22 protein-coding genes are annotated in these 23744 nt (G+C 60.1%); 16 read left to right on the forward strand and 6 right to left on the reverse strand.

All coding sequences use genetic code 11. The annotated features are described in order from the left end of the window. The first annotated feature begins 449 nt into the window (after nt 1-449). From E6C55_RS13815 to E6C55_RS13855, 9 genes are all read left to right on the forward strand, one after another. Nucleotides 450-1772 carry a sugar ABC transporter substrate-binding protein gene (locus E6C55_RS13815; RefSeq protein WP_136370380.1) on the forward strand — a complete coding sequence of 441 codons (1323 nt, stop codon included), beginning with the start codon at nt 450-452 and terminating at the stop codon, nt 1770-1772. Nucleotides 1773-1878: 106 nt separating this feature from the next. Then, nucleotides 1879-3192 carry a carbohydrate ABC transporter permease gene (locus tag E6C55_RS13820; RefSeq protein WP_136370381.1) on the forward strand — a complete coding sequence of 438 codons (1314 nt, stop codon included), beginning with the start codon at nt 1879-1881 and terminating at the stop codon, nt 3190-3192. Next, entirely contained in the window at nt 3189-4022 is an 834-nt protein-coding gene (locus tag E6C55_RS13825; RefSeq protein ID WP_136370382.1) for a sugar ABC transporter permease, read from the forward strand. The genes E6C55_RS13820 and E6C55_RS13825 overlap by 4 nt, the downstream gene beginning before the upstream one ends. Then, entirely contained in the window at nt 4019-5683 is a 1665-nt protein-coding gene (locus tag E6C55_RS13830; RefSeq protein ID WP_136370383.1) for an alpha-amylase family glycosyl hydrolase, read from the forward strand. The genes E6C55_RS13825 and E6C55_RS13830 overlap by 4 nt, the downstream gene beginning before the upstream one ends. Before the next feature lie 286 nt (nt 5684-5969). Next, nucleotides 5970-6977 carry a LacI family DNA-binding transcriptional regulator gene (locus E6C55_RS13835; RefSeq protein ID WP_230986679.1) on the forward strand — a complete coding sequence of 336 codons (1008 nt, stop codon included), beginning with the start codon at nt 5970-5972 and terminating at the stop codon, nt 6975-6977. 118 nt (nt 6978-7095) lie between these two features. Further along, nucleotides 7096-9393: an alpha-amylase family glycosyl hydrolase gene (locus E6C55_RS13840; protein WP_136370385.1), complete on the forward strand. Its 2298-nt coding sequence runs from the start codon at nt 7096-7098 to the stop codon at nt 9391-9393. 417 nt (nt 9394-9810) lie between these two features. Next, nucleotides 9811-10974 carry a tryptophan synthase subunit beta gene (trpB, locus tag E6C55_RS13845; protein ID WP_136370386.1) on the forward strand — a complete coding sequence of 388 codons (1164 nt, stop codon included), beginning with the start codon at nt 9811-9813 and terminating at the stop codon, nt 10972-10974. Between the two features lie 325 nt (nt 10975-11299). Then, complete coding sequence (locus tag E6C55_RS13850) at nt 11300-11629, forward strand: antibiotic biosynthesis monooxygenase (protein ID WP_136370387.1); 330 nt, start codon at nt 11300-11302, stop codon at nt 11627-11629. A 215-nt stretch (nt 11630-11844) separates the two neighbouring features. After that, nucleotides 11845-12771 (forward strand): Rpn family recombination-promoting nuclease/putative transposase, encoded by a 927-nt coding sequence (locus E6C55_RS13855; RefSeq protein WP_136370388.1) that lies wholly within the window; start codon nt 11845-11847, stop codon nt 12769-12771. Nucleotides 12772-12831: 60 nt separating this feature from the next. On the opposite strand, the gene E6C55_RS13860 is transcribed toward E6C55_RS13855, so the two are convergent. From E6C55_RS13860 to E6C55_RS13870, 3 genes are all read right to left on the reverse strand, one after another. Then, complete coding sequence (locus E6C55_RS13860; RefSeq protein ID WP_136370389.1) at nt 12832-13413, reverse strand: hypothetical protein; 582 nt, start codon at nt 13411-13413, stop codon at nt 12832-12834. Next, nucleotides 13410-14249, reverse strand: coding sequence for a hypothetical protein (locus E6C55_RS13865; RefSeq protein ID WP_136370390.1), 840 nt, complete (start codon nt 14247-14249; stop codon nt 13410-13412). The genes E6C55_RS13860 and E6C55_RS13865 overlap by 4 nt, the downstream gene beginning before the upstream one ends. Before the next feature lie 99 nt (nt 14250-14348). Further along, entirely contained in the window at nt 14349-15326 is a 978-nt protein-coding gene (locus E6C55_RS13870; RefSeq protein ID WP_136370391.1) for a D-2-hydroxyacid dehydrogenase, read from the reverse strand. Between the two features lie 191 nt (nt 15327-15517). On the opposite strand from E6C55_RS13870, the gene E6C55_RS13875 reads away from it, so the two are divergent. The 4 genes from E6C55_RS13875 (at nt 15518) to E6C55_RS13890 (ending at nt 18496) form a co-directional block, all read left to right on the forward strand. Further along, the gene (locus tag E6C55_RS13875; protein WP_136370392.1) at nt 15518-15958 is read left to right on the forward strand and encodes a DUF4362 domain-containing protein; all 441 of its coding nucleotides are present in this window, start codon (nt 15518-15520) and stop codon (nt 15956-15958) included. A 74-nt stretch (nt 15959-16032) separates the two neighbouring features. Further along, entirely contained in the window at nt 16033-16821 is a 789-nt protein-coding gene (locus E6C55_RS13880; RefSeq protein ID WP_136370393.1) for an MBL fold metallo-hydrolase, read from the forward strand. Beyond that, nucleotides 16799-17377, forward strand: a complete 579-nt coding sequence (locus tag E6C55_RS13885) for a TetR/AcrR family transcriptional regulator (protein ID WP_136370394.1) — start codon at nt 16799-16801, stop codon at nt 17375-17377. The genes E6C55_RS13880 and E6C55_RS13885 overlap by 23 nt, the downstream gene beginning before the upstream one ends. A 267-nt stretch (nt 17378-17644) precedes the next feature. Continuing rightward, nucleotides 17645-18496 (forward strand): VOC family protein, encoded by an 852-nt coding sequence (locus E6C55_RS13890; protein WP_136370395.1) that lies wholly within the window; start codon nt 17645-17647, stop codon nt 18494-18496. Between the two features lie 171 nt (nt 18497-18667). Here the strand turns inward: E6C55_RS13890 and map are convergent, their stop codons facing one another. After that, nucleotides 18668-19417, reverse strand: a complete 750-nt coding sequence (gene map, locus E6C55_RS13895) for a type I methionyl aminopeptidase (protein ID WP_136370396.1) — start codon at nt 19415-19417, stop codon at nt 18668-18670. Nucleotides 19418-19420: 3 nt separating this feature from the next. Continuing rightward, nucleotides 19421-20047, reverse strand: coding sequence for a TetR/AcrR family transcriptional regulator (locus tag E6C55_RS13900; protein ID WP_136370397.1), 627 nt, complete (start codon nt 20045-20047; stop codon nt 19421-19423). Nucleotides 20048-20468: 421 nt separating this feature from the next. Between E6C55_RS13900 and E6C55_RS13905 the strand changes: the two genes are divergently transcribed. The 3 genes from E6C55_RS13905 (at nt 20469) to E6C55_RS13915 (ending at nt 22291) form a co-directional block, all read left to right on the forward strand. After that, nucleotides 20469-20855, forward strand: coding sequence for a tautomerase family protein (locus tag E6C55_RS13905; RefSeq protein WP_136370398.1), 387 nt, complete (start codon nt 20469-20471; stop codon nt 20853-20855). A gap of 27 nt (nt 20856-20882) precedes the next feature. After that, nucleotides 20883-21569: an HAD family hydrolase gene (locus tag E6C55_RS13910; protein WP_136370399.1), complete on the forward strand. Its 687-nt coding sequence runs from the start codon at nt 20883-20885 to the stop codon at nt 21567-21569. 122 nt (nt 21570-21691) lie between these two features. Next, on the forward strand, nt 21692-22291 hold the full coding sequence (locus E6C55_RS13915; protein WP_136370400.1) for a Uma2 family endonuclease: 600 nt from the start codon (nt 21692-21694) through the stop codon (nt 22289-22291). 47 nt (nt 22292-22338) lie between these two features. On the opposite strand, the gene E6C55_RS13920 is transcribed toward E6C55_RS13915, so the two are convergent. Further along, complete coding sequence (locus tag E6C55_RS13920; RefSeq protein ID WP_136370401.1) at nt 22339-23607, reverse strand: response regulator; 1269 nt, start codon at nt 23605-23607, stop codon at nt 22339-22341. Nucleotides 23608-23744: the final 137 nt, after the last annotated feature.

The following is a 23744-nucleotide window of genomic DNA, read 5'->3' on the forward strand; positions in this document are numbered from 1 at the left end:
CAATCGTTTGAACGACCGCCCTAACTATCTCTCATGTTACATGAACAAATCGGGGTTGTAAACGGTACCTTCCGCAAGTATGTCCCTAAATTAAATGTAAAATTCGTGCGGCGCCTCCTCTTTATTAATAGAAGAGAGAGGAATTTACATCTTTTGAACGACTAAGGAAATGGAAGAAAAATCGAGCATTCAGAAGAATAGAGGGGTGAAAATGGGCCTAAATGTTTGTGCAAACGGTTTCTCATTGGCGATGGATGTTGTATAGTGAAGGTGCGAACATGAAGCGCTTCCACCCCGATGCGAGCGGTTTATCTAGCGGAAATTGCCAAGAAACGGTGGGGGTTCCTTCGTTCTTGGCCGTATTCGTCAAGGTAATACAAACGTTTGCACAGATCTTAAACGACCAAACGAACCGAACAAACGAACCGAATGAGAGGGGAAAAGAAAAAGTGAAAATCAACAAAACGATTACCATGATGGCCGCACTTACGCTGATGGCCGGATCGCTCGCCGCTTGCGGCAGCAACAACAACGGCAACAACACCTCATCCCCGGAGGCTTCCTCCGCGGCACCGTCCTCCAGCGAGACGTCCTCCGCTCCGGCCTCCGAAGAGGCTGCCGAAGACGAGCTCGCGCCGGAAGCGGGCGCGACTCTCGTCGTATGGGAGACCAAAGAGATGATTCCTCGCATGGAGGCGATCGGCAAGGAATTCACCGATAAGTTCGGAATTCCGGTCAAGGTCGAGGAAGTGGGCGAAGCCGATCAGATCAACAAGCTGATCAACGACGGCCCTGCCGGCATCGGTCCGGATATCGTCATCTATCCGCACGACAATCTCGGCAAGGCGGTCGCCGCCGGTCTGATTCTGCCGAACGACTACTTCGAAGAAGAGACGAAGGCGGACAACTCCGATGCCGCGATCACGGCATTCACGTTCGACGGCGTGCTGTACGGCTATCCCCGTTCCGTCGAGACGTACGCGATGTTCTACAACAAGGACCTCGTATCGACGCCGGCCAAGTCGTTCGACGAGATATTCGAATTCGCCAAGACCTTTAACGATACGAAGAACAACAAGTACACCTTCCTGTTCGAACAGAACTTCTATTATCAGTACTCCTTCCTCGCCACGCCGGGCGGCTACGTGTACGGCAACGGAGGCGTCGACAAGAACGATATCGGCCTGAACAACGACGCGGCGATCAAGGGAGCCGAGACGTATCAGAAGCTTAAGGAGATCATTCCGATGAAGACGGCCGATGCGACGTTCGACATCAAGAAGGGCCTCTTCACCAGCGGCAACCTCGCCTATGACGTGAACGGTCCTTGGGCGATCGCGGATTACAAGAAGTCGGGCGTCAACTTCGGCATCGCTCCGCTGCCTTCGATCGACGGCAAGGCGAACGTCAGCTTCTCCGGCGTCAAGGGCTTCTCCGTCAGCGCGTTCTCGCAATACCCGAACGCCGCGAAGCAGTTCGTCCACTTCGCGACGTCGAAGGAACAGCAATTGAAGGACTTCGAGGAGCTCGGCACGCTGCCTTCCAACAAGGAAGCGGCTGCAGACCCTGCCGTTACCGCCGATCCGTTGCTCGTCGGCATTCTCGAGCAATTCTCGAATTCGACCCCGATGCCGGCTATTCCGGAGATGGGCAACGTCTGGACGCCGGCGCAATCCGCAATGGCCGATATCTGGGATAACAACAAGGACCCGAAGGAAGCGCTGGACAACGCCGTGAAGCAGATCCAGGACGCCAACGCCGCAACCAGCTAATTCATTCCGCGATTGAACATGGACGAGGGGCGCCCAGCCGCGCGGGCGGGTGCCCCTTATCCGCGTTCCTGCACGCTTCATGCTTTTTCTATGGGGAGGTCCTTCTATGCAGCGCAAGAGCACTCAAGCGGCCATTCTGTCGTTCCTCGCTCCCGGCCTCGGGCAGCTCTACAATAAACAAATTCTTAAGGGGCTTATCTTCCTGGCCCTCGACGTTCTCGGCATCTGGTACTTCGCCGGCCATCTGTATCGGGCGGTCTGGGGGATCGTCACCTTGGGCGAGACGGCTCAACAGCTCGTCAAGGTAGGCAAAGTGTACAAGAACATTCCCGGCGATCATTCGATCCAACTGCTCGTGGAAGGCCTTATCATCCTCATTATTTTCTTTATATTCCTCTGGTTCTATATCCTGATTGTTCGCGATGCCTGCTTGACGGGGCGGCTCCGGGAGAACGGCGGCACGCCTGCCCGCTTCTCGCAATCGATTGCCGCGTTATTCGAGAAGCAATTCCCGATCACGATGCTGACGATTCCCGCGATCGGAATCCTGTTCTTGACCGTTCTGCCGATTCTGTTCGGCGTTCTTATAGCGTTCACGAATTACTCCGGTCCTTCGCACGTGCCGCCGAAGTCGCTCGTCGACTGGGTCGGCTTCAAGACGTTCGTCGATCTGCTTACGCTCAAGACGTGGAGCCACACGTTCTGGAACGTGCTGCTCTGGACGATCGAATGGGCGATTCTCTCCACCGTCACTTGTTACTTCGGCGGCCTGTTCGTCGCTCTGCTTATCCAGCAGAAGGGCATCCGCTTCAAGAAGCTGTGGCGCACGATTCTGCTGATCCCCTTCGCGATTCCGTTCCTGGTCTCGGCGCTGATCATGAACAACCTGTTCAACGGGGAGTTCGGACCGATCAACCAGTATCTCGGCTACTTCGGCATTCCGAAGATCGGCTGGCTGTCGGACCCGAGCCTGGCGAAGCTGACCGTCGTTCTCGTCAATGCCTGGTACGGCATTCCGGTCACGATGCTGCTTATGCTCGGCGTGCTGACGACGATCCCGCGCGACCTGTACGAAGCGGCGGACGTCGACGGAGCGACCGCGTTCCAGAAGTTCAAGAACATTACGATGCCGCGTATCCTGTTCATTACGTCTCCCGTTCTCATTACGAGTTTTGCCGGGAATATCAATAACTTCAATGCGATCTACCTGCTCACCGCCGGCGGGCCGCTGACGGGCGAATACCAGTTCGCTGGCCATACGGACCTGCTCGTCACCTGGCTGTTCGGCCTGACGTATGCCAACAACAAGTTCAACTTCGCATCCGCGATCGGGATTATCGTCTTCCTGATGATCGCAACCGTCTCGATTGTGAGCTATCGTCAGACGAAATCGTTCAAGGAGGAGGATCTCGTCCAATGAGAGCATCCCGCATCGGTCTTACCTTCAGCTATGTGCTGCTCGTCATTCTGTCGATTGTCAGCTTGTACCCGGCGCTCTGGATCATCATCTCCGCGTTCCGCCCCGGCGGCGCGATCTACAGCCCGACGTTCCTCCCGGATCATTGGACGACGTCCCACTTCACCGAGCTGTTCACGGACAAGAGCTTCATGTTCGGCCGCTGGTACATGAATACGCTCAAGATTGCGGTCTTCAGCACGATCTTCGGCACGCTGCTTGTGACGCTTGTCGCCTATTCGCTCTCCCGGTTCCGGTTCAAGGGCCGGAAGAAGGTGCTGTCGCTGCTGCTTATTCTGCAGATGTTCCCGAACCTGATGGCGCTCACGTCCGTGTTCCTGCTGCTGAATCAGTTCAATCTGCTGGATACGCACCTGGCGCTCATCATCATCTATTCGTGCGGCGCTCCGGTGCTCGGCATGTTCGTGGTCAAAGGCTACTTCGATACGCTCCCGCTCAGTCTCGAGGAATCCGCCCGGATCGACGGGGCCAGCCATATCACGGTGTTCATGAAGATCATGCTGCCGCTCAGCAAGCCGATTCTCGTGAATTCGGCGATCGGTCTGTTCACGGGCTCATGGGTCGACTTCATTATGGCGCGGCTGGTGCTGCGGGCCCGCGAGAACTGGACGGTCGCCGTCGGCCTGTGGGAGCTGGCGACGAACTTCAAGACGGCGAACTTCACGATGTTCGCGGCCGGCTGCTTGCTGGTGGCGCTGCCGATTACGCTCCTGTTCATCTTCCTGCAGCGGTACATCGTCGAAGGACTCACCGCCGGGGCGAACAAGGGATGATCGGATGGAGGGGCGAATGGAGTCTCCGGAAGGCGCTGCGGACAGCTTCGGGCAAGGGAGGGGCGCTTCGTGGCATTCCGGGCAAGGCGCTGCGAGCTTCGCTTCTTCTCTCGACTGCCGCCTTGCTGCTGGCTGCGTGCTCTTCCTCCGGGAACGAAGACAAGTCCGGGCCGTCGAACGTCTTCTACGAGATCTTCGTCCGCTCGTTCGCGGATTCGAACGGGGACGGCGTCGGCGACCTGAACGGCGTGACGGAGAAGCTCGACTACGTGAAGTCGCTCGGAGCCGACGGCATCTGGCTGATGCCGATCAACCCTTCGCCCAGCTACCACGGCTACGACGTGACGGATTATTATGCCGTGAACCCGGACTACGGCACGATGGAGGACCTGCAGCGCTTGCTGGACGAAGCCCATAAGCGCGGCATCCGGGTCATCCTGGACCTCGTCGTCAATCACACGAGCTCGGAGCATCCCTGGTTCCTGGACGCGGCGACGGGCAAGACGAGCGAGCATCGCGACTGGTACGTCTGGTCGAGCGAGCGGGGAGGCCGCTCCCCGGCCGACGGCGCGGCGGGAGCTCCGCCGTGGCACGAGCTGGGCGGCGACGATTACCTCGGCATCTTCTGGGAAGGCATGCCGGACCTGAACTTCGACAATCCGGACGTGCGCGCGGAGCTGGTCAAGATCGGCCAATACTGGCTGAAGCAAGGCGTGGACGGCTTCCGGCTGGATGCCGCCAAGCATATTTACGGCGACTTCACTTCCACGGCGAGCACGCCCGGCGTGAAGGCGGCCAATCAGAAGTGGTGGCAGGAGTTCCGCTCCGGCCTGAACGAGGTCAATCCGGACGCCTATCTGGTCGGCGAGGTGTGGGATTCCACGGCCGTCATCGGGCCTTATCTGAACAAAGCGCTCGACTCCGCGTTCAACTTCGATCTCGCGGGCAAGCTGCTCGGCGCGGCGCAGAACGAGAGAGCCTCGGATCTCGGCTTCACCCTGTCGAGAGTGTACGAATTCTACGCCAAGGCCGCGGAAGGCTCGGCGTTCGTCGACGCTCCGTTCCTCTCCAATCATGACCAGACCCGCGTCATGTCGGCGCTAAGCGGCAATGTCGACCACGCGAAGACGGCGGCCGCGATGCTGCTGACGATGCCGGGCAACGCGTTCGTCTACTACGGCGAAGAGCTCGGCATGAGCGGCATGAAGCCGGACGAGAACATCCGCGAGCCGTTCCCGTGGACGCGGGAGCCGGGCGGGTCCGCAGCAGAGTCGGGCGAGACGTCCTGGGAGGCGTCCAAGTACCGCTCCGCGGACGGCTCGGTGTCGGTTGAAGCGGAGGATGGGGCCGCAGGCTCGCTGCTCGAGCGCTATCGGCTGCTCATCGATTGGCGCCGGCAGGACGTCGCGCTTCGCGAGGGCTCAATCGGCTCCTACGAGAGCGGCATCGACTCCGTCATGGCCTACACGCGAACGGCCGGCGAGGAAGAGCGGCTTGTGCTGCACAACCTGTCGGGAACGCCGCAGACGGTGACGCTGGAGACGACGAAGGCGCAGCCGACCGTCTACAAGAAGCTCGCCCGCACGACGGACGAGGCGGCGACGCTGAAGGACGGGAAGGCGGAGCTTCCGCCTTATGCGACCGTTATTCTGAAGCCGTGAGCAAGGCAAGCAAGTTGCGCAAGGCAAGCAAGAGCAAGGCGGCGAGGAGCGAGGCGCCGGGAGAGCGGCAGAATCGGCGCAACAAGAGGTCCAATACAACAAGAGCTCGGGATAACGAGACAACCGAATGGCATGTTGACCGTCATTCGGTTTTTTCGTACAGATTGATTAAACGTTTCATCAAGCTAGGGCAGCGAGGGCAGGCGAGGAAAATAAGACGAGGGAAATAAGGCGAGAGAGATCAGGCAATGGAGATCAGGCGAGAGGAGAGAGGAACGTGAGCGACATGAGAGTCACGATCAAGGATGTCGCCCGCTGCGCGGGAGTGTCCATCGCGACCGTCTCCAACGTGCTCAACGGCACGGGACGGGTATCGGCGGACACGATAAGCCTGGTGCAGCGGGCGATCAAGGCGCTGGACTTCTCGCCGAGCCAGGCGGCGCGCAATCTGAAGGCGAAGAAGTCGCGGCTGATCGCGGTGATCGTTCCGTTCGCGGGCCGAGGCGTTCTTCACGAGAACCCGTTCTACTGGGAGCTGGTGACGGCGATCGAAGCAGGAGCGCGTTCCTATCAGCTTCACGTTCTGCTTGTCGGCGCCGAGCCGGAGGAGTCCTTCTCGTTCGTCAAGGAGCGCCACCTGGACGGCGTTATCGTAATCGGAGCGTCCGAGGGGACGGAGGCGCTGGCGCGAATTCTGCAATTGAACGTGCCGACCGTGTTCCTCGACAGCTACCTCTCCGACGCCGCTCTCTATCAGGTGCTCGTAGACGATGAATGGGGCGGCTGCGAAGGGACGAAGCACCTGATCGGTCTTGGCCATCGGAGCATCGCGCTGCTGACGGGAGAACTCCGGCCGCGAGGCGTTCACGAAGCTCGTTACATCGGGTATCGCAAGGCGCTGGACGAGGCGGGCATCGGCTATCGGCCGAATCTGGTCATCGAAGCCCCTCCTTCGATGGAAGGCGGCAGCAGCGCGGCAGCCCGCATTGCGGAGCTGATCGGCGTTACCGCCGTGTTCGCGACGTCCGACGTGGCGGCGATCGGCTTGATGAGCGGCCTTGGCGAGCGGGGAATCGCCGTTCCGCGGGACCTGTCCGTGGTCGGCTTCGACGATCTGCACCTCGGCCGGTTCGCGTCGCCGCCGCTGACGACGGTGGCGCAGGATATCGGCGGGAAGGGCCGGGAAGCGGTGCGCCTGCTGCTGGCGCAGATGGAGAACGGCCGTGCGCCGAGCCGGCTGGAGAGATTGAAGGTCGAGATGAAGGTGAGGCGAAGCGCACGAAGGCTGGAGTAGGGGCCGGGAACGGCCAGCGATGAAGGGAGGTGATGGATAACGAGAACAGGAACGGAATGTTCAGCTTAGACCGATCATCATCGCCAAGACTTAACCAACAATCGGAGGAGATGAGAAGATGGGCAAGTGGAAAAAGAGCATTCGAGCAAGCACGGCGGCACTGGCGGTTACGCTGGTCTTCGGCGGGGGCTTCATTCCTTCGCAGCAAGCTTCGGCGGTAACGGCATCGGGGGCGCTCGGGCCGCTGACGCCGAAGGATGTCGTCTACCAGATCATCACGGACCGGTTCGTGGACGGGGATACGTCCAACAACGTTCCGTCCGGATCCAGCAGCGCATTGTTCGACGATTCGAACTCCGACGGCATCGGCGACGGAGACGATCTGAAGCTGTATCAAGGCGGAGACTGGCAAGGGATCATCGACAAAATCCCTTACCTGAAGGATATGGGAGTGACGGCCGTATGGATCTCCGCTCCGTACGAGAACCGCGACACCGCGATCAACGACTATCAGAGCGGGGGCGGAGTGGACGTCTGGACCAGCTTCCACGGCTATCATGTCCGGAATTATTTTGCCACGAATAAGCACTTCGGCCTGATGCAGCAGTTCGAGGAGCTGCGCGACGAGCTGCACGACAACGGGATGAAGCTCGTCATCGACTTCGTCACCAATCATACGAGCCGCTGGCAGAACCCGACGGACGGCTATTCCGCGGAAGACGGCAAGCTGTACGAGCCGGACAAGGACAGCAGCGGCAACTACGTGTTCGACACGAACGGCAACCCGGTCGACTACAACAGCGACGGCAACGTGGAGAACCTGCTCGCCGACCCGAACAACGACGTGAACGGCTGGTTCCACGGTCTCGGCGACCGCGGCACGGATTCCAGCCGGTACGGCTACCGGCACAAGGACCTCGGCTCGCTGGCGGACTTCTCGCAGGAGAACGGAGCGGTTGCGGCCTACCTCGAGCAGGCGGCGCTCTTCTGGAAGAGCAAGGGCATCGACGGCTTCCGCCACGATGCCACGCTGCATGAGAACCCGGCGTTCGTGAAGGGCTTCAAGGACGCGGTCGACTCGGCAAGCGGCGGTCCGGTGTCGCACTTCGGCGAGTTCTTCATCAGCCGTCCGGACTCGAAGTACGACGAGTACCAGTCGTTCCCGGACCGCACGGGCGTGAACAACCTGGACTTCGAGTTCTTCCGCGCGGCGACGAACGCCTTCGGCAGCTTCTCGGAGACGATGAGCGACTTCGGCTCGATGCTGACGCAGACGAGCGCCGATTACGAGTACGAGAACCAGGCGGTCACATTCCTCGACAATCATGACGTGACCAGGTTCCGCTACATTCAGCCGAACGACAAGCCGTATCACGCGGCGCTCGCCGCTCTGCTCACGAGCCGCGGCACGCCGAACATCTACTACGGAACCGAGCAATACCTGACGTCCGCGGACAGCAGCGATATCGCGGGCCGGGTGTTCATGCAGACGGAATCGACGTTCGATACGACGACGACGGCATACAAGACGATCAAGAAGCTGTCCGCGCTTCGCCAATCGAATGAAGCGATCGCCTACGGGACGACGGACATTCTATACAGCACGGACAACGTGCTCGTCTACAAGCGCCAGTTCTACGACAAGCAGGTGATCGTCGCAATCAACCGCCAGCCGGATACCTCGTATACGGTGCCGGCGATCAACACGTCGCTGCCGACGGGCACGTACAGCGACGCGCTGGATGGGCTGTTGTACGGCTCTTCGAACACGGTCAGCACGGTGAGCGGGCAGAACCAGTTGGCCTCCTTCACGTTGTCCGGAGGCGAAGTCAACGTCTGGTCGTACAATCCGGATCTCGGCACGACGGTGCCGCGCCTCGGCGACGTCGTCTCGACGATGGGCCGCGCCGGCAACACGGTGTACATCTACGGAACCGGCCTGGGCGGCTCGGTTACGGTCAAGTTCGACACGACAACCGCAACCGTCGTCTCCAACAGCGACAACGTGATCGAAGCGATCGTTCCGAGCGTTGCGACCGGCGTTCGTCAGATCACGGTCACGAAGGGCTCGAACGTCAGCAACCAATTCCGCTACGAGGTGTTGACGGACGACCAGGTGCAGGTCATCTTCAAGGTGAACGCGACGACGACCTACGGGCAGAACATCTACGTGGTCGGCAACATTCCGGAGCTCGGCAACTGGGACCCGACGAAGGCGACGGAGGCGTTCCTCAACCCGGATTATCCGGTCTGGTTCCTGCCGGTCAGCGTGCCGAAGGGAACGACGTTCGAGTACAAGTTCATCAAGAAGGACGCAGCGGGCAACGTCACCTGGGAGGGCGGCAGCAACCGGACGTTCACCTCTTCGTCCTCGTCCGCGGGCTCGTCGGATACGGGAACGCTGACGTGGCAGTGAGTCCGGCTCGAAAGTGACAAACAGCGGCATGGGGAGCTTCTCCCTGTGCCGCTTTGTCTCGTCAGCTTGCCGGCAGCCTTCTGCTCGCTTCGGATAACCGTTTTTATGTGGAAAACCGCATACAACCGCCTCTTTTTCCCCTTCGGATGGCCATTCTATGTGAAAAACCGCATAAAATCGGCGAGCGGAGGGAGTTCGGAGCGAGATAGGTGTGAAAAATCGTATAAAATCCGCGGATGGGGAGGGTTTGGGGTGTCACAAATATGAAAAACCGCATAAAATCGTCACCAAATCGTCGCCAAATCGTCGCCCGCAGGCTCCCTTCGGCCCCGCTTATTTTTGTCCGCGTATCCATGGAAAATTTATGATAGGATAGGAAGGGAAGAGGATCAATTCTCAAGTTGGAGGCGCTTACCCATGGAGCAATCGTTGCAGCAAGAGGGGTACTTCGGAGAATTCGGAGGGAGCTTCGTCCCGCCGGAATTGCAGGAAGTGCTTAATTATTTGAGCGAGCAATTTACGAAGTTTAAGGACGACCCGGCCTTCAAGGAGGAGCTTCGCTACTACCTGAGCGAGTACGTGGGCCGCGAGAACCCGCTCACCTATGCGGAGCGGCTGACCGAAGCGTGGGGCGGCGCCAAGATCTATCTCAAGCGCGAGGATCTGAATCATACCGGAGCACACAAAATCAACAACGCCATCGGGCAGATTCTGCTGGCCAAGCGGATGGGCGCCAAGCGGATCATCGCCGAGACCGGCGCCGGTCAGCACGGCGTCGCTACGGCGACGGCCTGCGCCATGTTCAATATGGAATGCGTCATCTATATGGGAGCCGAAGATACGCGCCGCCAAGCGCTTAACGTGTTCCGGATGGAGCTGCTCGGCGCGACCGTCGTGCCGGTCAACAAAGGGCAGGGACGTCTGAAGGATGCGGTCGACGAGGCGCTTGACGATCTGGTTCGCAATTACAAGAATACGTTCTACCTGCTCGGCTCCGCGGTCGGCCCGCATCCGTTCCCGACGATGGTCAAGCACTTCCAGTCGATCATCAGCGAGGAGTCGAAGCGGCAGATTGTGGAGAAGGAAGGCCGTCTGCCGGATGCGGTCATCGCCTGCGCGGGCGGCGGCAGCAATGCGATCGGCGCGTTCGCCCATTACATCGACGAGCCGAGCGTCCGTCTGATCGGCGTCGAGCCGGATCAAGCTCCTTCCTTGACCCAAGGCGTGCCGAGCATCATCCACGGCTTCAAGTGCCTCGTGCTGCTTGACGAAGAGGGCCAGCCGAAGAAGACGTACTCGATCGCCGCGGGGCTCGATTATCCGGGCATCGGGCCGGAGCACAGCCACCTGAAGGTGACAGGCCGGGCCGAATACGCGACCGTTACGAACGAGGAAGTGCTCGCCGCCTTCCAGGAGCTGTCCCGCGTGGAAGGAATCATCCCTGCGTTGGAGAGCGCCCATGCGATCGCCTATGCCAAGAAGCTGGCTCCGACCCTGGACAAGGATCGGATTCTGATCGTCAATCTGTCCGGACGCGGCGACAAGGATGTCGAGCAAGTGTTCCACATGCTTCAGAAGTAAGGGATAAGCCCCACCTGCACCAGGATTTTATGTGAAAAACCACATTGAAGCGGAACGATAACGGTCAGCTTGGGCGATTTTATGCGAAAAATCACATTCGTAGGGGCAGTTCCGACCGGAACTGTCCTTCTTTATGTGAAAAACCACATAAAACGCCGCGATTCCCCTTCCATCCGAGCCGACGAATGTGAAAAAACGTATAAAATCGACGCTTGAGCGATTTGACAATGAGAACGATTATCAACTAACATGACAATAGAGACAAGAAGGGGCGATGGGAGCGGCGCAGGCCGTTCGAGAAGGCAATCGAGAGGAGAATGGGAATATGCTCGTCATGACAAGAGCGATCGTCGTCGAGAAGGGCCATGCGGACAAGGTGATCGAACGGTTCAGCGGACCCAGCAAGTTCGACGGACGCGAAGGCTTGGTTGACGTCAACGTGATGGTGAACAAGCGGACGAAGGAGCACGACGAAGTTCTCGTGGTGATTCGTTGGGAATCCGAGGAGGCGTGGAAGGCTTGGGAGAAGAGCCCGGAGCATATCCAGGGCCACCGCGACAGCAAGGGCCAGCAGCCGCCGGAATACATCATCAGCACGACCGTGAACCTGTACGACGTGAAGGCGGTCAAGCAAGGTCCGGCGTCGCAGGGATAAGCATAGTATAGGTTCGACCGAATCAAGAGCCGCTCCGTCAAGTTCGTCGACTTGATGAACCGGCCGTGTTCCCGTTTACAAACTGCTTCCTTGCTGGTATACTCACAGCAACTTGAATTCATGTCGCGAAGCACGCGCATCCCTCGATATCCCGCCATACGGCGAGATGGGAGGAGGCGCGTGTTTTTTTATGTTATAATCGGGAGGACAAATGGATGACGAACGAACCAGCCATTGATGAAGGCAAGCCTGCGCTTGCGGCGGAGAGATTAAATCCGAAGAACGACTATCTGTTTCGGCGGTTATTCGGAGAAGAAGCGGGGAAGTGCCTGCTGATCAGCTTGCTGAATGCGGTGCTCGGACGCAGCGGCAGTCAGCGCATTGCGGACGTGGTCATTATCGGCGAGACCCAGTTGGGCGGCGAGTGGATCGGCGACAAGGAGGTTGTCCTGGACATTCTGTGCAAGACCGACAGAGGGGATAGCATTAACGTCGAGATGCAAATCCGGCGATTCCCGGTCATGGAGAAGCGGAGTCTGTACTACGCGGCGCAGATGATGGTCGACTCGATCCACAGAGGGGAAGCTTATGCCGATCTGAAGCGTGTGGTCAGCATCAACATTCTGGACCATCGTTATTTGCCGCTCGCCAGGTATCACAGTACGTTTCACTTGTATGAGGATGAGGAGAAGCACTATTTGTTGACGGATGCGCTCGAGCTGCATTACATCGAATGCCCGAAGTTTCAGGAGGTTGCCTTCGACATCGATGATCCGCTGCACCGCTGGCTAAGATTCCTGGAGCAGGACGTGACACCCGAACAATTGGAAGAATTGATGGAGGTGGATGAGATGATCAGAGAAGCGGAAGACCGCCTGAACCAACTCGCCAGCGACGAGGTGACGCGGCGGTTGTACCAGATGAGAGAGAAGGCGCTGCACGACCGGGCCACCTGGCTGGAGGATGCGACGAACGAAGGGATTGAGCGAGGGATTGAGCAAGGAATAGAGCAGGGAATAGAGACCCGAGATAAACAAATCGTGCTGCGAATGCTAGCCAGAGGCTTCACGGCTGACGACATCGCCGAAGCGACGGGGATCGACTTGCAGCGCATCGAATCATTGAGACGAAGCCGTGGTTGAGGACATCTCATCATAATCTCGGATGTTGAGATACCAATTCGCTCTGTTATCTATGTGCGATTAATAAGGATGCTGCCGATGCAGCGCTCCGAGAGCTCTCCGCCTGCGGGAGAGGAAGACGATCAGGCACAGGTTCGTCGCCAGCAAGCCGAGCGTGAGCAGGGCCAAGAGCAGGTACAGCCCGCTATTCGCGAAGTTAAGCTGGAACGGGAATAGCACAAGCGTTGCGGCTCCGAGCGCGAAGGTCCACCTCCACAGAGTTGCGGCGGTGCGAGCCAGGTCCCGAGCCCCTTCCGTCTGCAGCGCGGCCGTGCGGATGCCGTCGAGAATGCCGTAGCCGAGCAGCATCTGACCGGCGATGCCGAACATAACGACCGCCAGATCGATACCGCCCTGCCGGCCTTCCTCGAACAGCTCGTAGCGGGTGGAGACGCCAAGGAAGGGCAGAACGGAGTAGACGAGCAGGACAATGGAAGCCATCCAGGCGATGCGATATCCCGATTGGCGGTCCTTCAGCTTGGCGAGTCCCGCGAGAACGAGCGCGTACCCGACGATGTCGGGCAGCAGGTCGAAGCCGCCTATCCGCAGAGAGAACATGGCAAGGGCGAGGCCCCACGCGAGTTTAACGTAAGCTCGGCTCATTCCTTCCTCCCCCTCTCCGCTCGGACGAACGTCCGCATCTCGGCCTCCGTCGGGTGAGGATCGGCGCGGGCGAACACCACGTAGTCGCTTTGCTCGCCGTTCGGTTCTACGAAGTTCATCCTCAGCCTCAGCTCATAGGCGTTTATCCGCTCTTCATCGTCAAGCTTGAAGCGGTAATCCAGCCGGGCGCTCTGGCCCGATTCAAGATTGGCGGAGTCGCCAAGGGCCGGGTTCGGCGTCAACTCATACTCGAGAGAATCGCCCAAGCTCTCCAGCCAGGCCGAAGATACGCCTTCGAGGCGCACGGGGCGATCCGCCCTTACGGAGCCGAAGCCTCCGTTATCGCTTGATCCCCCGGCAGACAGCATCGTGACCGGGGATTGCCTCGACGCATCTGTCGATGCAGCGAGCGGCCAAGCCGACCGCTTGACTACGATCTCGCCAATGTCCTCCGTCTTCTGCTCGCCATTGCTGTAATGCACGTCAACGGTTCGCAGCCGAAGCGGCTCCATCGCTTCCCTATCCGCCATGGCTCCCTCGTTATAATAGCCGCGCAGAACATAGATCGTCTGCCTGCTGAGCTGCTGATGGACGTAAGGCGGATCGAACCGCAGCTCCGGAAGCTCCGCAACGGTGACGCTGAGAGGCGTACGATCATCATCCTTGTCGACAACGTAATAGAGATCGAAGGCCACGGCCGGAATCGTCTCCGTCTCGATGTAGTGCCGCAGGAAGACCAGATTCGGCAGGCTGTAATACTCGCGATACGAATAATTCCCCAGCCAACTGGCCAGAACGATTCCCGCAACCGCGCCATAGACCGCCTTCTTGATCAAGCTGTCCCCTCCCCCTCTTTGGCGTTGTTAAATTGTTCCACTAAATAATAAACGCCAATTGGTGGAAGATAGTTGCTTTATCGAGCGATTTTGCCGGGCTTAGGATACCACGTTCGCCGGAGCTCCGCCGGCGAAGCCCCGCAGGTTGGCAACGGCGATGTCCATCAGCCGCTTGCGGGCTTCCGCCGTCGCCCAGGCGATGTGCGGCGTGACGATGCAGTTGCGGGCGGACAGCAGCGGGTTGTCCGCGGCCGGAGGCTCCGTGGACAGCACGTCGACGGCAGCGCCCGCGAGCCGCCCTTCGTTCAGCGCGGCGGCAAGGTCCGCCTCCGCGATCAGCTTGCCGCGGGCGGTGTTGATGAGCCGGGCGCCGGGCTTCATGAGCGCGATGGTGTCGCGGTTGATCAGCCGCTCGGTCTGCGGCGTCAGCGGGCAATGGAGGCTTATTGCGTCCGCTTCGCGGAGCAGGACGTCCAGCGGCACGCGCGGCACATGCGGCGCGATGGCAGGCGGCGCTCCGGCATTCGTTCCGGCGGTGCCGGGGCGGCCCGAGGCGATGACGCGCATGCCGAAGGCGGCCGCGATCCGTGCCACGCTCTCGCCGATGCGGCCCATGCCGACGATGCCCATCGTCTTGCCCGCCAGCTCGGCGAGCGGGGAGTGCCAATAGCAGAAGTCGGGGCTCGCCGCCCACTCGCCGGAGCGAGCGGATTCGCTGTGGTCGCCGATCCGGTGGCACAGCTCGAGCAGCAGCGCCATCACGAATTGGGCGACCGACTCCGTCCCGTAGGAAGGGACGTTGGTCACCGTGATTCCGCGTTCCGATGCGGCGGTGATATCGATGATGTCGTAGCCGGTGGCCAGCACCCCGATGTAGGTCAGCTCGGGCAATAACGCGATCGTGTCCGCTCTCAGCGGCGTTTTGTTGGTGAGCAAGACGGAAGCGCCGCGGCTCCTCTCTGCGATAAGCTCGGCCGGCGTTCGGTCGTGCACGACGACGTCCCCAAGCTTGCGAAGCTCCTCCCAGCTTAGATCGCCGGGATTCAAGGCGTATCCGTCCAGCACGACAATGCGCATAAGCGATTCCTCCTCTGGCGGCGCCTGCAGGAAGCCGCGCCGCATGGTCGATATTCCCTCTATTATAGCAAACCCAACGCATCGAATCCGACTCGCAAGATCAACGGACATGGCACCAAGGAAACTTTTCCAGAACAGGAACGTTTATAAAGGAGACAAGCCGGTCGATCCGGGAGAAGGGGGAGCCATAGTTGAAGATACGGAGGAACGCTGCGCTGCTCGCGTTGGTCGCGCTGACCATCGGCCTGAGCGGCTGTCTGAATCGCACGAACGATTATGCCGAACTCATCGACAGCTCCAATGTGCTGATCCATTACGACAAGCAGGACCGCGACCGGATGGACAGCTTCATCGAGCGCGCGAAGCAGAAGAAGTACGATTATGTATTGGCTGTAGCGAATACGATCGAGGGCGGCAAGCTCATCTACGATCTCGTCTCCGACCAGCAGGACGGCCGAATTCATCTGAGGATGGATTATTCGCGGGACATCTATACCGGTCAGGACGATGCCAAACAGGAGTATGTATGCGAGAGGATCGATTGGGAGAAGGGATTCGGGGAACGCGGAGTGAGGCTGTCGAGCTGTGAGGGGCTGGATGCGGACATTCAATTGTTCGGGTTCAGCGAATAATCCTTGCTAAAACTAATGTCATTAGTTATTATAAAACTAACGACATTAGTTTATGGGCGAAGGGAATGATTCTGATGAAAATAACCCGCGAGGGGAATGTGGTCCAACTGGCTTTTATGCCTCGTTTCTTCCCGGTGAATGCGTACTTCGTGGAGGAGGACGACGGCCTGACGCTGATCGATACGGCGCTTCCGTTCAGCGCGAAGGGGATACGGGAAGCGGCGGAACGCCTGGGCAAGCCGATCCGGCGCATCGTGCTGACGCATGCGCACGGCGACCATATCGGCGCGCTCGACGCGCTGAAGGCGGCGCTGCCGGAGGCGGAGTTCGCGATCTCGGCTCGCGACGCCCGGCTGCTCGCCGGCGATGCCTCGCTGGAACCGGGAGAGCACGCGGGTCCGATCAAGGGCTCGGTTCCGAAGCTGGGCGCGATCCGGTCGAAGCCGGACATTCTGCTGCGAGACGGCGACCGTGTCGGCTCGCTGGAGGCGATCGCGACGCCGGGGCATACGCCGGGCTCGATGTCGTTCCTCGACACGCGCACCGGTGCGCTGCTCGCGGGGGATGCGTTGCAGCTCAGAGGAGGCATCGCGGTGTCCGGCAAGGTACGGCCGCTGTTCCCGTTCCCGGCGATGGCGACCTGGAGCAAGGAAGACAGCTTGGCCAGCGTCCGGCGTCTGCTCGAGCGCAAGCCGACCTTGCTCGCCGTCGGACACGGCAGAATGCTCGCGAGCCCGGCGAAGGAGATGGCGCGAGCCGTGGCGGAGGCGGAACGGGCATGGCACTCATGGCACACCGGACGGCAGGACGGGTCGCCCGGCGGAAGGAGGAAGAACGCTCATGTCCCCGAGAATCGGTCTTGATCTGGGCACGCTGCTGGACGCGGCGACGGAGTTGGCCGACCAAGGCGGACTCGAATCCGTCACGCTTGCGTCCCTCGCGGGGAAGCTGAACGTCCGCTCTCCGTCGCTCTACAACCACGTGAACGGGCTTCCGGAGCTTCGCCGCCAGCTTGCGCTGCGCGGCCTCGCCCTCTTCAACGGCCAACTGGCGAAGCAGCTTGCCGGGCTGTACGGCGACGAGGCGCTGAGGCGCTTCTGTTATGCATACATTGCCTTCGCGCGCGAGAATCCCGGCTTGTACGAGTCGGTGCAGCTCGTCGGCGAACCGGAGGACGCGGAGCTTAAGGCGGGGAAGGAGGAGCTCGTGAGCCGCGCGGCCGAGACGGTGGGGGCATACGGACTCGAAGGAGAAGCGGCGATTCACGCGGTCCGCGGCCTGCGCAGCCTGCTCCACGGGTTCGCGTCGCTGGAGCGGCAGGGCGCCTTCCGGATGAAGGTCGGCCTCGACGAGTCGCTGAGGCTGATGATCGACACGTTCCTCTTCGGCATGAAGGCGATGCGTGAGAGTGGAGACTAACGGATAGCTGCTGAGGGGATAGGGTTTTCCATAATATAGGTAATTCCTGTGTGCCAATCTGGGTTTCCCCCAAAGGGTGCCTTATCCCTGCCGTTCAGGGGTGGTCGGAATTTCCAATAATTAGGATTCTGATCAGAGGGGATAAGGCACCCTTTGGCGAAAAAGGGACAGCGGCGATTGACGGTGTGTGAGAATAATAGTATGATACTTACTAAAGGTAACTAAATTACGATTCGATTCGTTCCACACCCCAAGGAGGAGTTCTGCATGGCATCCATCCATCCCGCCGCCCGCATCGGTCTCGTAAGCATCAAGGTCGCCAGCCTGGAGCGTTCGATCCGGTTCTACCAGTCGTTAATCGGCTTCAACTTCGTGAAGGAGATCGGCCGCACGGCGGAGCTGTCCACGGACGGCGGCCGCCCGCTGCTTCTGCTTGAAGAAGTGCCGAACCCGGTTCCGCTTGCGCGCCGGCACGCCGGGCTGTATCACTTCGCGATTCTCGTGCCGGACCGCAAGTCGCTTGGCTTGACCGTCCGCCATCTTGCCGAGAACGGCGTTCCTCTCGGGCAGGGCGACCACTGGGTGAGCGAAGCGTTCTACCTGAACGACCCGGACGGCAACGGCATCGAGATCTACGCGGACCGTCCTCGGGACACTTGGGAATACGAACCGACCGGCGCTGTGAGAATGGGAACCGACCCCGTAGACGTAGAGAGCCTGCTGCAGCTCGCGGGCAACGAGCGATGGGAGGGACTGCCTGCGGGGACGACGATGGGGCATATTCACCTGCATGTGTCGGAGCTTCCGGCTACGCGCCGGTTTTATTGCGAGCTGCTCGGGTTCGACCTGATGGCGATGTACGGCGATGCCGCGATGTTCGTCTCGGCCGGCGGCTACCATCACCATATCGGCCTCAACACGTGGGCGGGCGTCGGCGCGAAGCTGGCTCCGGAAGGCGCGGTCGGCCTCAAGGATTACGAGATCGTCGTGCCCGATATCGCGGCTTTCTCGGAGATAGAAGCCCGGCTCCAAGCTGCGCAGTACCCCTGCGAGCACGAAGGAGCGGAGCTGCGCGTGAAGGACCCGACCGGCATCGCGATCCGGATAACGGCGCGATAAGTGAAGGCAGTCGTCGTTGGCGATTACCGATGGAGTCCGATGTTACCCGATTGCCACCAATTCGAGCAGACGAATGTGAAAAACCGCATACAATCGCATAAAACCCCAATCCCCAAAAACCAGCTTCCCGGTTATCGCCGAGGAGCTGGTTTTTTCTCGTTGCCGTTACTGTTATCCTTGATCCGTCAGAATGACCGGGCCGTCCTGCGTGATCGCGATGGTGTGCTCGTACTGCGCGGACAGCCGTCCGTCCGTCGTGCGGCAGGTCCAGCCGTCGCCGTCGATCTTCATGCGCCACGTGCCGGCGTTGACCATCGGCTCGATCGTCAGCACCATGCCTTCCTTGAAGCGGAAGCCCTTGCCGACATTGCCGACGTGGATGAAGCTCGGCTCCTCGTGCAGCTCGCGCCCGACGCCGTGGGCGGCCAACTCGCGGACGATGGAGTAGCCGTTCTCCTCGGCGTGCTTCTGGAGCGGAGCCATCGCGTCGCCGAGCCGGTTGCCGATGACGGCGTGCTCGATGCCGATGTAGAGGCATTCCTTCGTGATCCGCATAAGCTTCTTCACTTCTTCGGACACTTCCCCGACGCCGTAGCTCCAAGCCGAATCTCCGATCCAGCCATCGAGCTGGGAGACGATGTCGATCTTGACGAGGTCCCCATCCTTCAGCGGAGTCCTGTTGGGGAACCCATGGGCGATCACGTCGTTAACCGAAGCGCAGGTGGCGTACTTGTAGCCCTTGTAGCCCTTCGTGTAGGCTCGGGCTCCCGCGCGGTGCAGCATGTCGTCGACGAGCTCCTCGATGTCCCAGGTCGTGACGCCCGGACGGATCATCTTCGCGATCTCGCTGTGGCAGGCGGCGACGATCGCTCCCGCCGGCTTCATCTGTTCAATCTCGCTTGGCGATTTTAGTGTAACCAACGTTCAGTTCTCCTCTCGTTCGCTTGCGGTTTGCTTGATTCCGGCGAGCAGCAGGCGCGACGTGCGTTCCGCATCCGGAGCGGGGGAGCCGCGATAGAGCGCCAGCCCGGCGCAGCCGATCAGCGAGCCGAACAGCAGGCTGGCGATCTCCTCCGCCCGGCGAGAGGCGACGATTCCCGCGAATGCCGCCGCAATCGGCTCGAACAGCTCCGCCTCGAAGCGGTGTTGAAGCTCCGCAGTCGCTCCGACGGGCAATTGATGGAACTTCTCGGATGCCATTTTGTACAGAATAAAGGTTGCCGGCTCGCGGGCCCACAGGGCGAGAAGGTCGGCGGCGAATCGCTCCAGCGCTTCCCACTTGGCCATTCCGGGGGCGGCGCTTGCGGGAAGGCTTCGTTCCGTCAGCTCCCGGGCCGTCTCGAACGCTTCCCAGAGCAGGTCGCCGAGCAGCGTGAATTTATTGTTGTAATAATGGTAGACGGTTCCGTAACCGACTCCGGCCCGCAGCGCCACGTCGCGGATCTCGAAGGCGGTTCCTCTTGTCAGGTAAACGTCGGCGGCGGCGGCGCGAATCTGGCGGAAGCGCTGCTCGCGAATGACGTCGTTCTGTTCCTTCGTTCGGGGCGACATTGGAGACCTCCTTCGGATCGCACGTTTTTTGACCTACTGTAATGTCGATATAAAACAAGAGTACGCTTAACAGAGGCCCATGTCAAGGGGAAGAGGCGGAGGGAATCGGCTCATCAAGCCAGCCCATGGCAATCGGCACAGAAGCTTTAACGTCAGCATATGACGGGGGAGCGCAAGGAGTGCGGGGGTGGCTTGTTCACGATTCAGACAAACTAATGGGAAAGGGGGCGTTCTTTTGTGACGGTTCTGTCACTGCGTTCGCTTGCAATCGGCCGCGCCGGTCGAACGGCTCTTCCGTAAACGGTGCCAATTCCGAATTCCGTCCATTCGAAGACACAAAAGTTTGCAAAATTGTTTAGAATCATTTTCTGAAAATAATGCTATGATGATTCGTATAATAGGGGCAAGGAGGCGATTCTGCATGGTACTGGTGAAAATATACGGCATTCGGGACAAGCTCGGAGCCATTCGCCTGACGCTGTCCGACATGGTGCACATGAGTCTTGTCGACGCGTTCGGCATCCCGGAGGAGGACAAGTTCCAACGGTTCTTCTGGCTCGAGCGGGACGACTTCGTGTACCCTGCAGGACACTCGGAACATTATACGATTATCGAGATTCTGATCTTCGAAGGGCGCTCCGACCGCGCGAAGAAGGAACTGATCAACCTCATCTACGAGAGAACCGCAGCTTGCGGGCTGACGGCGAACGACCTGGAGATTGTGCTGATCGAGTCGCCTCGGGTGAACTGGGGGATCAACGGCTTGCCGGCGGACGAGCTGAAGCTGCCTTACCGGGTTGATATATAGATCGATATTTAGAGGAGTGGTGAAGCGGTGATACGGGCTATCGTGTTTGACTTCGACGGAACGATCATGGATACCGAATCGGTGGCCTACGACGCATTCCGCGGCATCTTCAACGAATATGGGCTTGAGCTCTCGCTCGCCAGATGGGCGAAGGGAATCGGCACCTGGGGCGGCTACGATCCGTACACGGATCTGGAGGAGCAGACGGGGCTGCTGCTGAACCGCGAGGAGCTGCGGCGGAAGTACGAGATGTCGTATGCGGAGAAGGTGCTGAACGTCGAGGTGCGTCCGGGCGTGCTGGCGGTTCTGGAGGAAGCATCGCGCCGGGGGTTCGGCCTTGCGCTCGCGACGAGCTCGTATCGGAGTTCGGTCATGCCCCATCTGGAGGAAAAGGGTCTGCTATCCTACTTCCAGGCGATTCACACGGCGGACGAGGTGGAGAAGGTGAAGCCGGACCCGGCGCTGTACAGGCTGGCGATCGCCTCCCTCGGGGTGCGGCCGGAGGAAGCGGTGGCGATCGAGGATTCGGTGAACGGCCTGCGGTCGGCGAAGGCCGCGGGCCTGTTCGGCGTCGCGGTCCCGAACGAGCTGACCGCATTCATGGACTTCTCGGAGGCGGACCTCCTCATTCCGACATCGCTCGCGCAGCTCCCGTTCGACGAGTGGATGGGCCGCTTGCACAAGCAAGGAGCTCCGAAGCCGGCCCGGGGTTGACAGATTACCCAGCATTGTCCATAATGATGGCAGGTACAAACGCGGGGAAGCACCCCGTCAGAGCTGAACACGTCATGTGTCGCTTTGACGGGGTGCTTCTGCTTAAAGGGGGATTGCTTGCGATGGATTCGAAGAAGGAACGGGAAGCGGCGATCAGAGAGAAGCGCGTGACTTACGACATCTACGCGGAGCTGCCGGAGGACGGACAGCGCTACGAGGTGCTCGACGGGGCGCTTGAGCGGATGGCGGGTCCGTCGCTTGTGCATCAACTGCTGGGCGGCAAGCTGACCTACCTGACCACGCAGAGCTGCGGCTCCGATTATTTTATTCTAACGGCGCCGCTTGACGTCATCTTAAGCCCGCGGAATGTCATTCAGCCGGACGTCGTCTTGGTTCATCGCAGCAGGACCGACATTCTGACGATGCGAGGCATCGAAGGCGCGCCCGATCTTGTCGTCGAGGTGCTCTCGCCCGGCTCCAGGAATAGAGACAAGGTGAGCAAGCTGGCTATCTACGGCAAGCATGGCGTGCAGGAATATTGGATTCTCGACCCGGTGGCCCGAACGTTGGAGCGTTACGGGCAGGACGGCGGCCGACTGACGCTGACCGAGCTGTTCGAGGGCGAGGACCGCGTCGTCTCGGACAAGCTGCCGTGCATCTCGTTTGCCTTGAGCGAGCTGTTCGCGGAGGAGCAGATCGGTCGCTTGCTCGCAGGCGGCTGAACCGCTTGATCTCCGTCTCCGCCCTGATCTCCGGCCCCGCCCGACCCCTACTCCTCGCCGCCCGACTTCCGGTACTGGTTCGGCGAGACGCCCTCCAGCTTCTTGAATACCTTGCTGAAGTACTTCTCGTCGGAGAAGCCGACTCTCTCGGCGATGTCCGCGATGCGTAGCAGCGGATTGGCGAGCAGCAGCTTGGCGCGTTCGATGCGGATGCGGCCGAGGAAGTCGGACAGGTTCTCGCCGAACTCCTGCTTGAAGCGGCGGGAGATATATTCCCGGCTCAGGTAGAATTGGCTTGCGATGTCCGCAAGGGTGAGCTCGCGGTCGTAGTTGTCCTCGATGTAGCGCGCGATATCCGCCATGACGTTGCGATCGCGGCCCCGCTCGCCCGGCTCCGGCTCATAGATGCAGGAATCGCGGCCATGAAGGTGACGCTGCTTCAGCGCCGCCCGGGCCGACTCGTACGAGATCGGGAGTCCGTCCGGGAACGCCTCGACCAAGCCGACTCCGAGGTCGAACCGGCACTTCAGCGTCGCTTCGAATCCCTGCTCGATCCGCTCGAGCAGCTCCGCCGTCTCCCCGTGCCGTTCCCACAGCAGAATCAGCGCCTCGTTCTCGCTGTTCCAGGAGCGGCACGCGAACCCGAAGGCGCGCCTCTCCGAGCGCAGGAACTCGTTGCAGACGTTCGTCACCGTGAAGAACAGCAGGTCGCGATTGCGGCTGTACTTGCTCATGACAATGCGGTTTGCCGTGTCCAGGCTGAGGATGACGACCCGCGCCTGACGCGCGCCTCCAAGCTTGAACTCCTCCTCCAGCGTCTCCCTAACGGCCCCGAACGACGCAGGCTCCGTCACGAGGTTCGAGAAGATTTTGTCCCAGTAGACCGGCTTCAATCGATTCATCTCGATATTCCGCTTCTGCGTCAGTCTCCGTTCGCGGCATTCCTGCTCGAGGCTTGCGACCGCCTTGCCAAGCGCCTCGCGAAGCTGCTCCGGGTCGACCGGCTTCAGCAGGTAATCCTGCCCGCCGTACTTCATCGTGCTGCGGACGAGATGGAAGTCGTCATGGCCGCTGACGACGATGCGCCGCCCCGGATAGTCGCGCTCCTTCATCCACGCCAGCAGCTCCACGCCGTCTCGCAGCGGCATCCGCATGTCGGTGACGACGATGTCGGGAGCCTCCCGCTCGATCGCCGCCATCGCATCCTCGCCGTTATCGGCTTCCAGAATGTCCGCGATGCCAAGCTCCTCCCAATCGACCAGCAGCTTGATCGCTTCCCGCACATGCCGTTCGTCGTCCACGAGCAATACCTTCATCTTTTCTCCTCCTCGTATAGTATGTTTTGAAAGCACTTGAAGGCTAGTTCCCAGCCCCCGAGGGGGCTGGGAATCGGTCGCCAAATTCCCAGTACTTCGTTCTTTGAAAATCAAAAAGGGACTGGACTTTCCGGCAT

It is taken from the genome of Cohnella fermenti, from assembly GCF_004801405.1.
Lineage (GTDB): Bacteria > Bacillota > Bacilli > Paenibacillales > Paenibacillaceae > Cohnella > Cohnella fermenti.

Coding starts and splice junctions, on each gene's coding strand:
- E6C55_RS13820 (WP_136370381.1), top strand. CDS start 1,879: ATGCAGCGCAAGAGCACTCAAGCGGCCATTCTGTCGTTCCTCGCTCCC.
- E6C55_RS13825 (WP_136370382.1), top strand. CDS start 3,189: ATGAGAGCATCCCGCATCGGTCTTACCTTCAGCTATGTGCTGCTCGTC.
- E6C55_RS13830 (WP_136370383.1), top strand. CDS start 4,019: ATGATCGGATGGAGGGGCGAATGGAGTCTCCGGAAGGCGCTGCGGACA.
- E6C55_RS13835 (WP_230986679.1), top strand. CDS start 5,970: ATGAGAGTCACGATCAAGGATGTCGCCCGCTGCGCGGGAGTGTCCATC.
- E6C55_RS13840 (WP_136370385.1), top strand. CDS start 7,096: ATGGGCAAGTGGAAAAAGAGCATTCGAGCAAGCACGGCGGCACTGGCG.
- trpB (WP_136370386.1), top strand. CDS start 9,811: ATGGAGCAATCGTTGCAGCAAGAGGGGTACTTCGGAGAATTCGGAGGG.
- E6C55_RS13850 (WP_136370387.1), top strand. CDS start 11,300: ATGCTCGTCATGACAAGAGCGATCGTCGTCGAGAAGGGCCATGCGGAC.
- E6C55_RS13855 (WP_136370388.1), top strand. CDS start 11,845: ATGACGAACGAACCAGCCATTGATGAAGGCAAGCCTGCGCTTGCGGCG.
- E6C55_RS13860 (WP_136370389.1), bottom strand. CDS start 13,413: ATGAGCCGAGCTTACGTTAAACTCGCGTGGGGCCTCGCCCTTGCCATG.
- E6C55_RS13870 (WP_136370391.1), bottom strand. CDS start 15,326: ATGCGCATTGTCGTGCTGGACGGATACGCCTTGAATCCCGGCGATCTA.
- E6C55_RS13880 (WP_136370393.1), top strand. CDS start 16,033: ATGAAAATAACCCGCGAGGGGAATGTGGTCCAACTGGCTTTTATGCCT.
- E6C55_RS13885 (WP_136370394.1), top strand. CDS start 16,799: ATGTCCCCGAGAATCGGTCTTGATCTGGGCACGCTGCTGGACGCGGCG.
- E6C55_RS13890 (WP_136370395.1), top strand. CDS start 17,645: ATGGCATCCATCCATCCCGCCGCCCGCATCGGTCTCGTAAGCATCAAG.
- E6C55_RS13900 (WP_136370397.1), bottom strand. CDS start 20,047: ATGTCGCCCCGAACGAAGGAACAGAACGACGTCATTCGCGAGCAGCGC.
- E6C55_RS13905 (WP_136370398.1), top strand. CDS start 20,469: ATGGTACTGGTGAAAATATACGGCATTCGGGACAAGCTCGGAGCCATT.
- E6C55_RS13915 (WP_136370400.1), top strand. CDS start 21,692: ATGGATTCGAAGAAGGAACGGGAAGCGGCGATCAGAGAGAAGCGCGTG.
- E6C55_RS13920 (WP_136370401.1), bottom strand. CDS start 23,607: ATGAAGGTATTGCTCGTGGACGACGAACGGCATGTGCGGGAAGCGATC.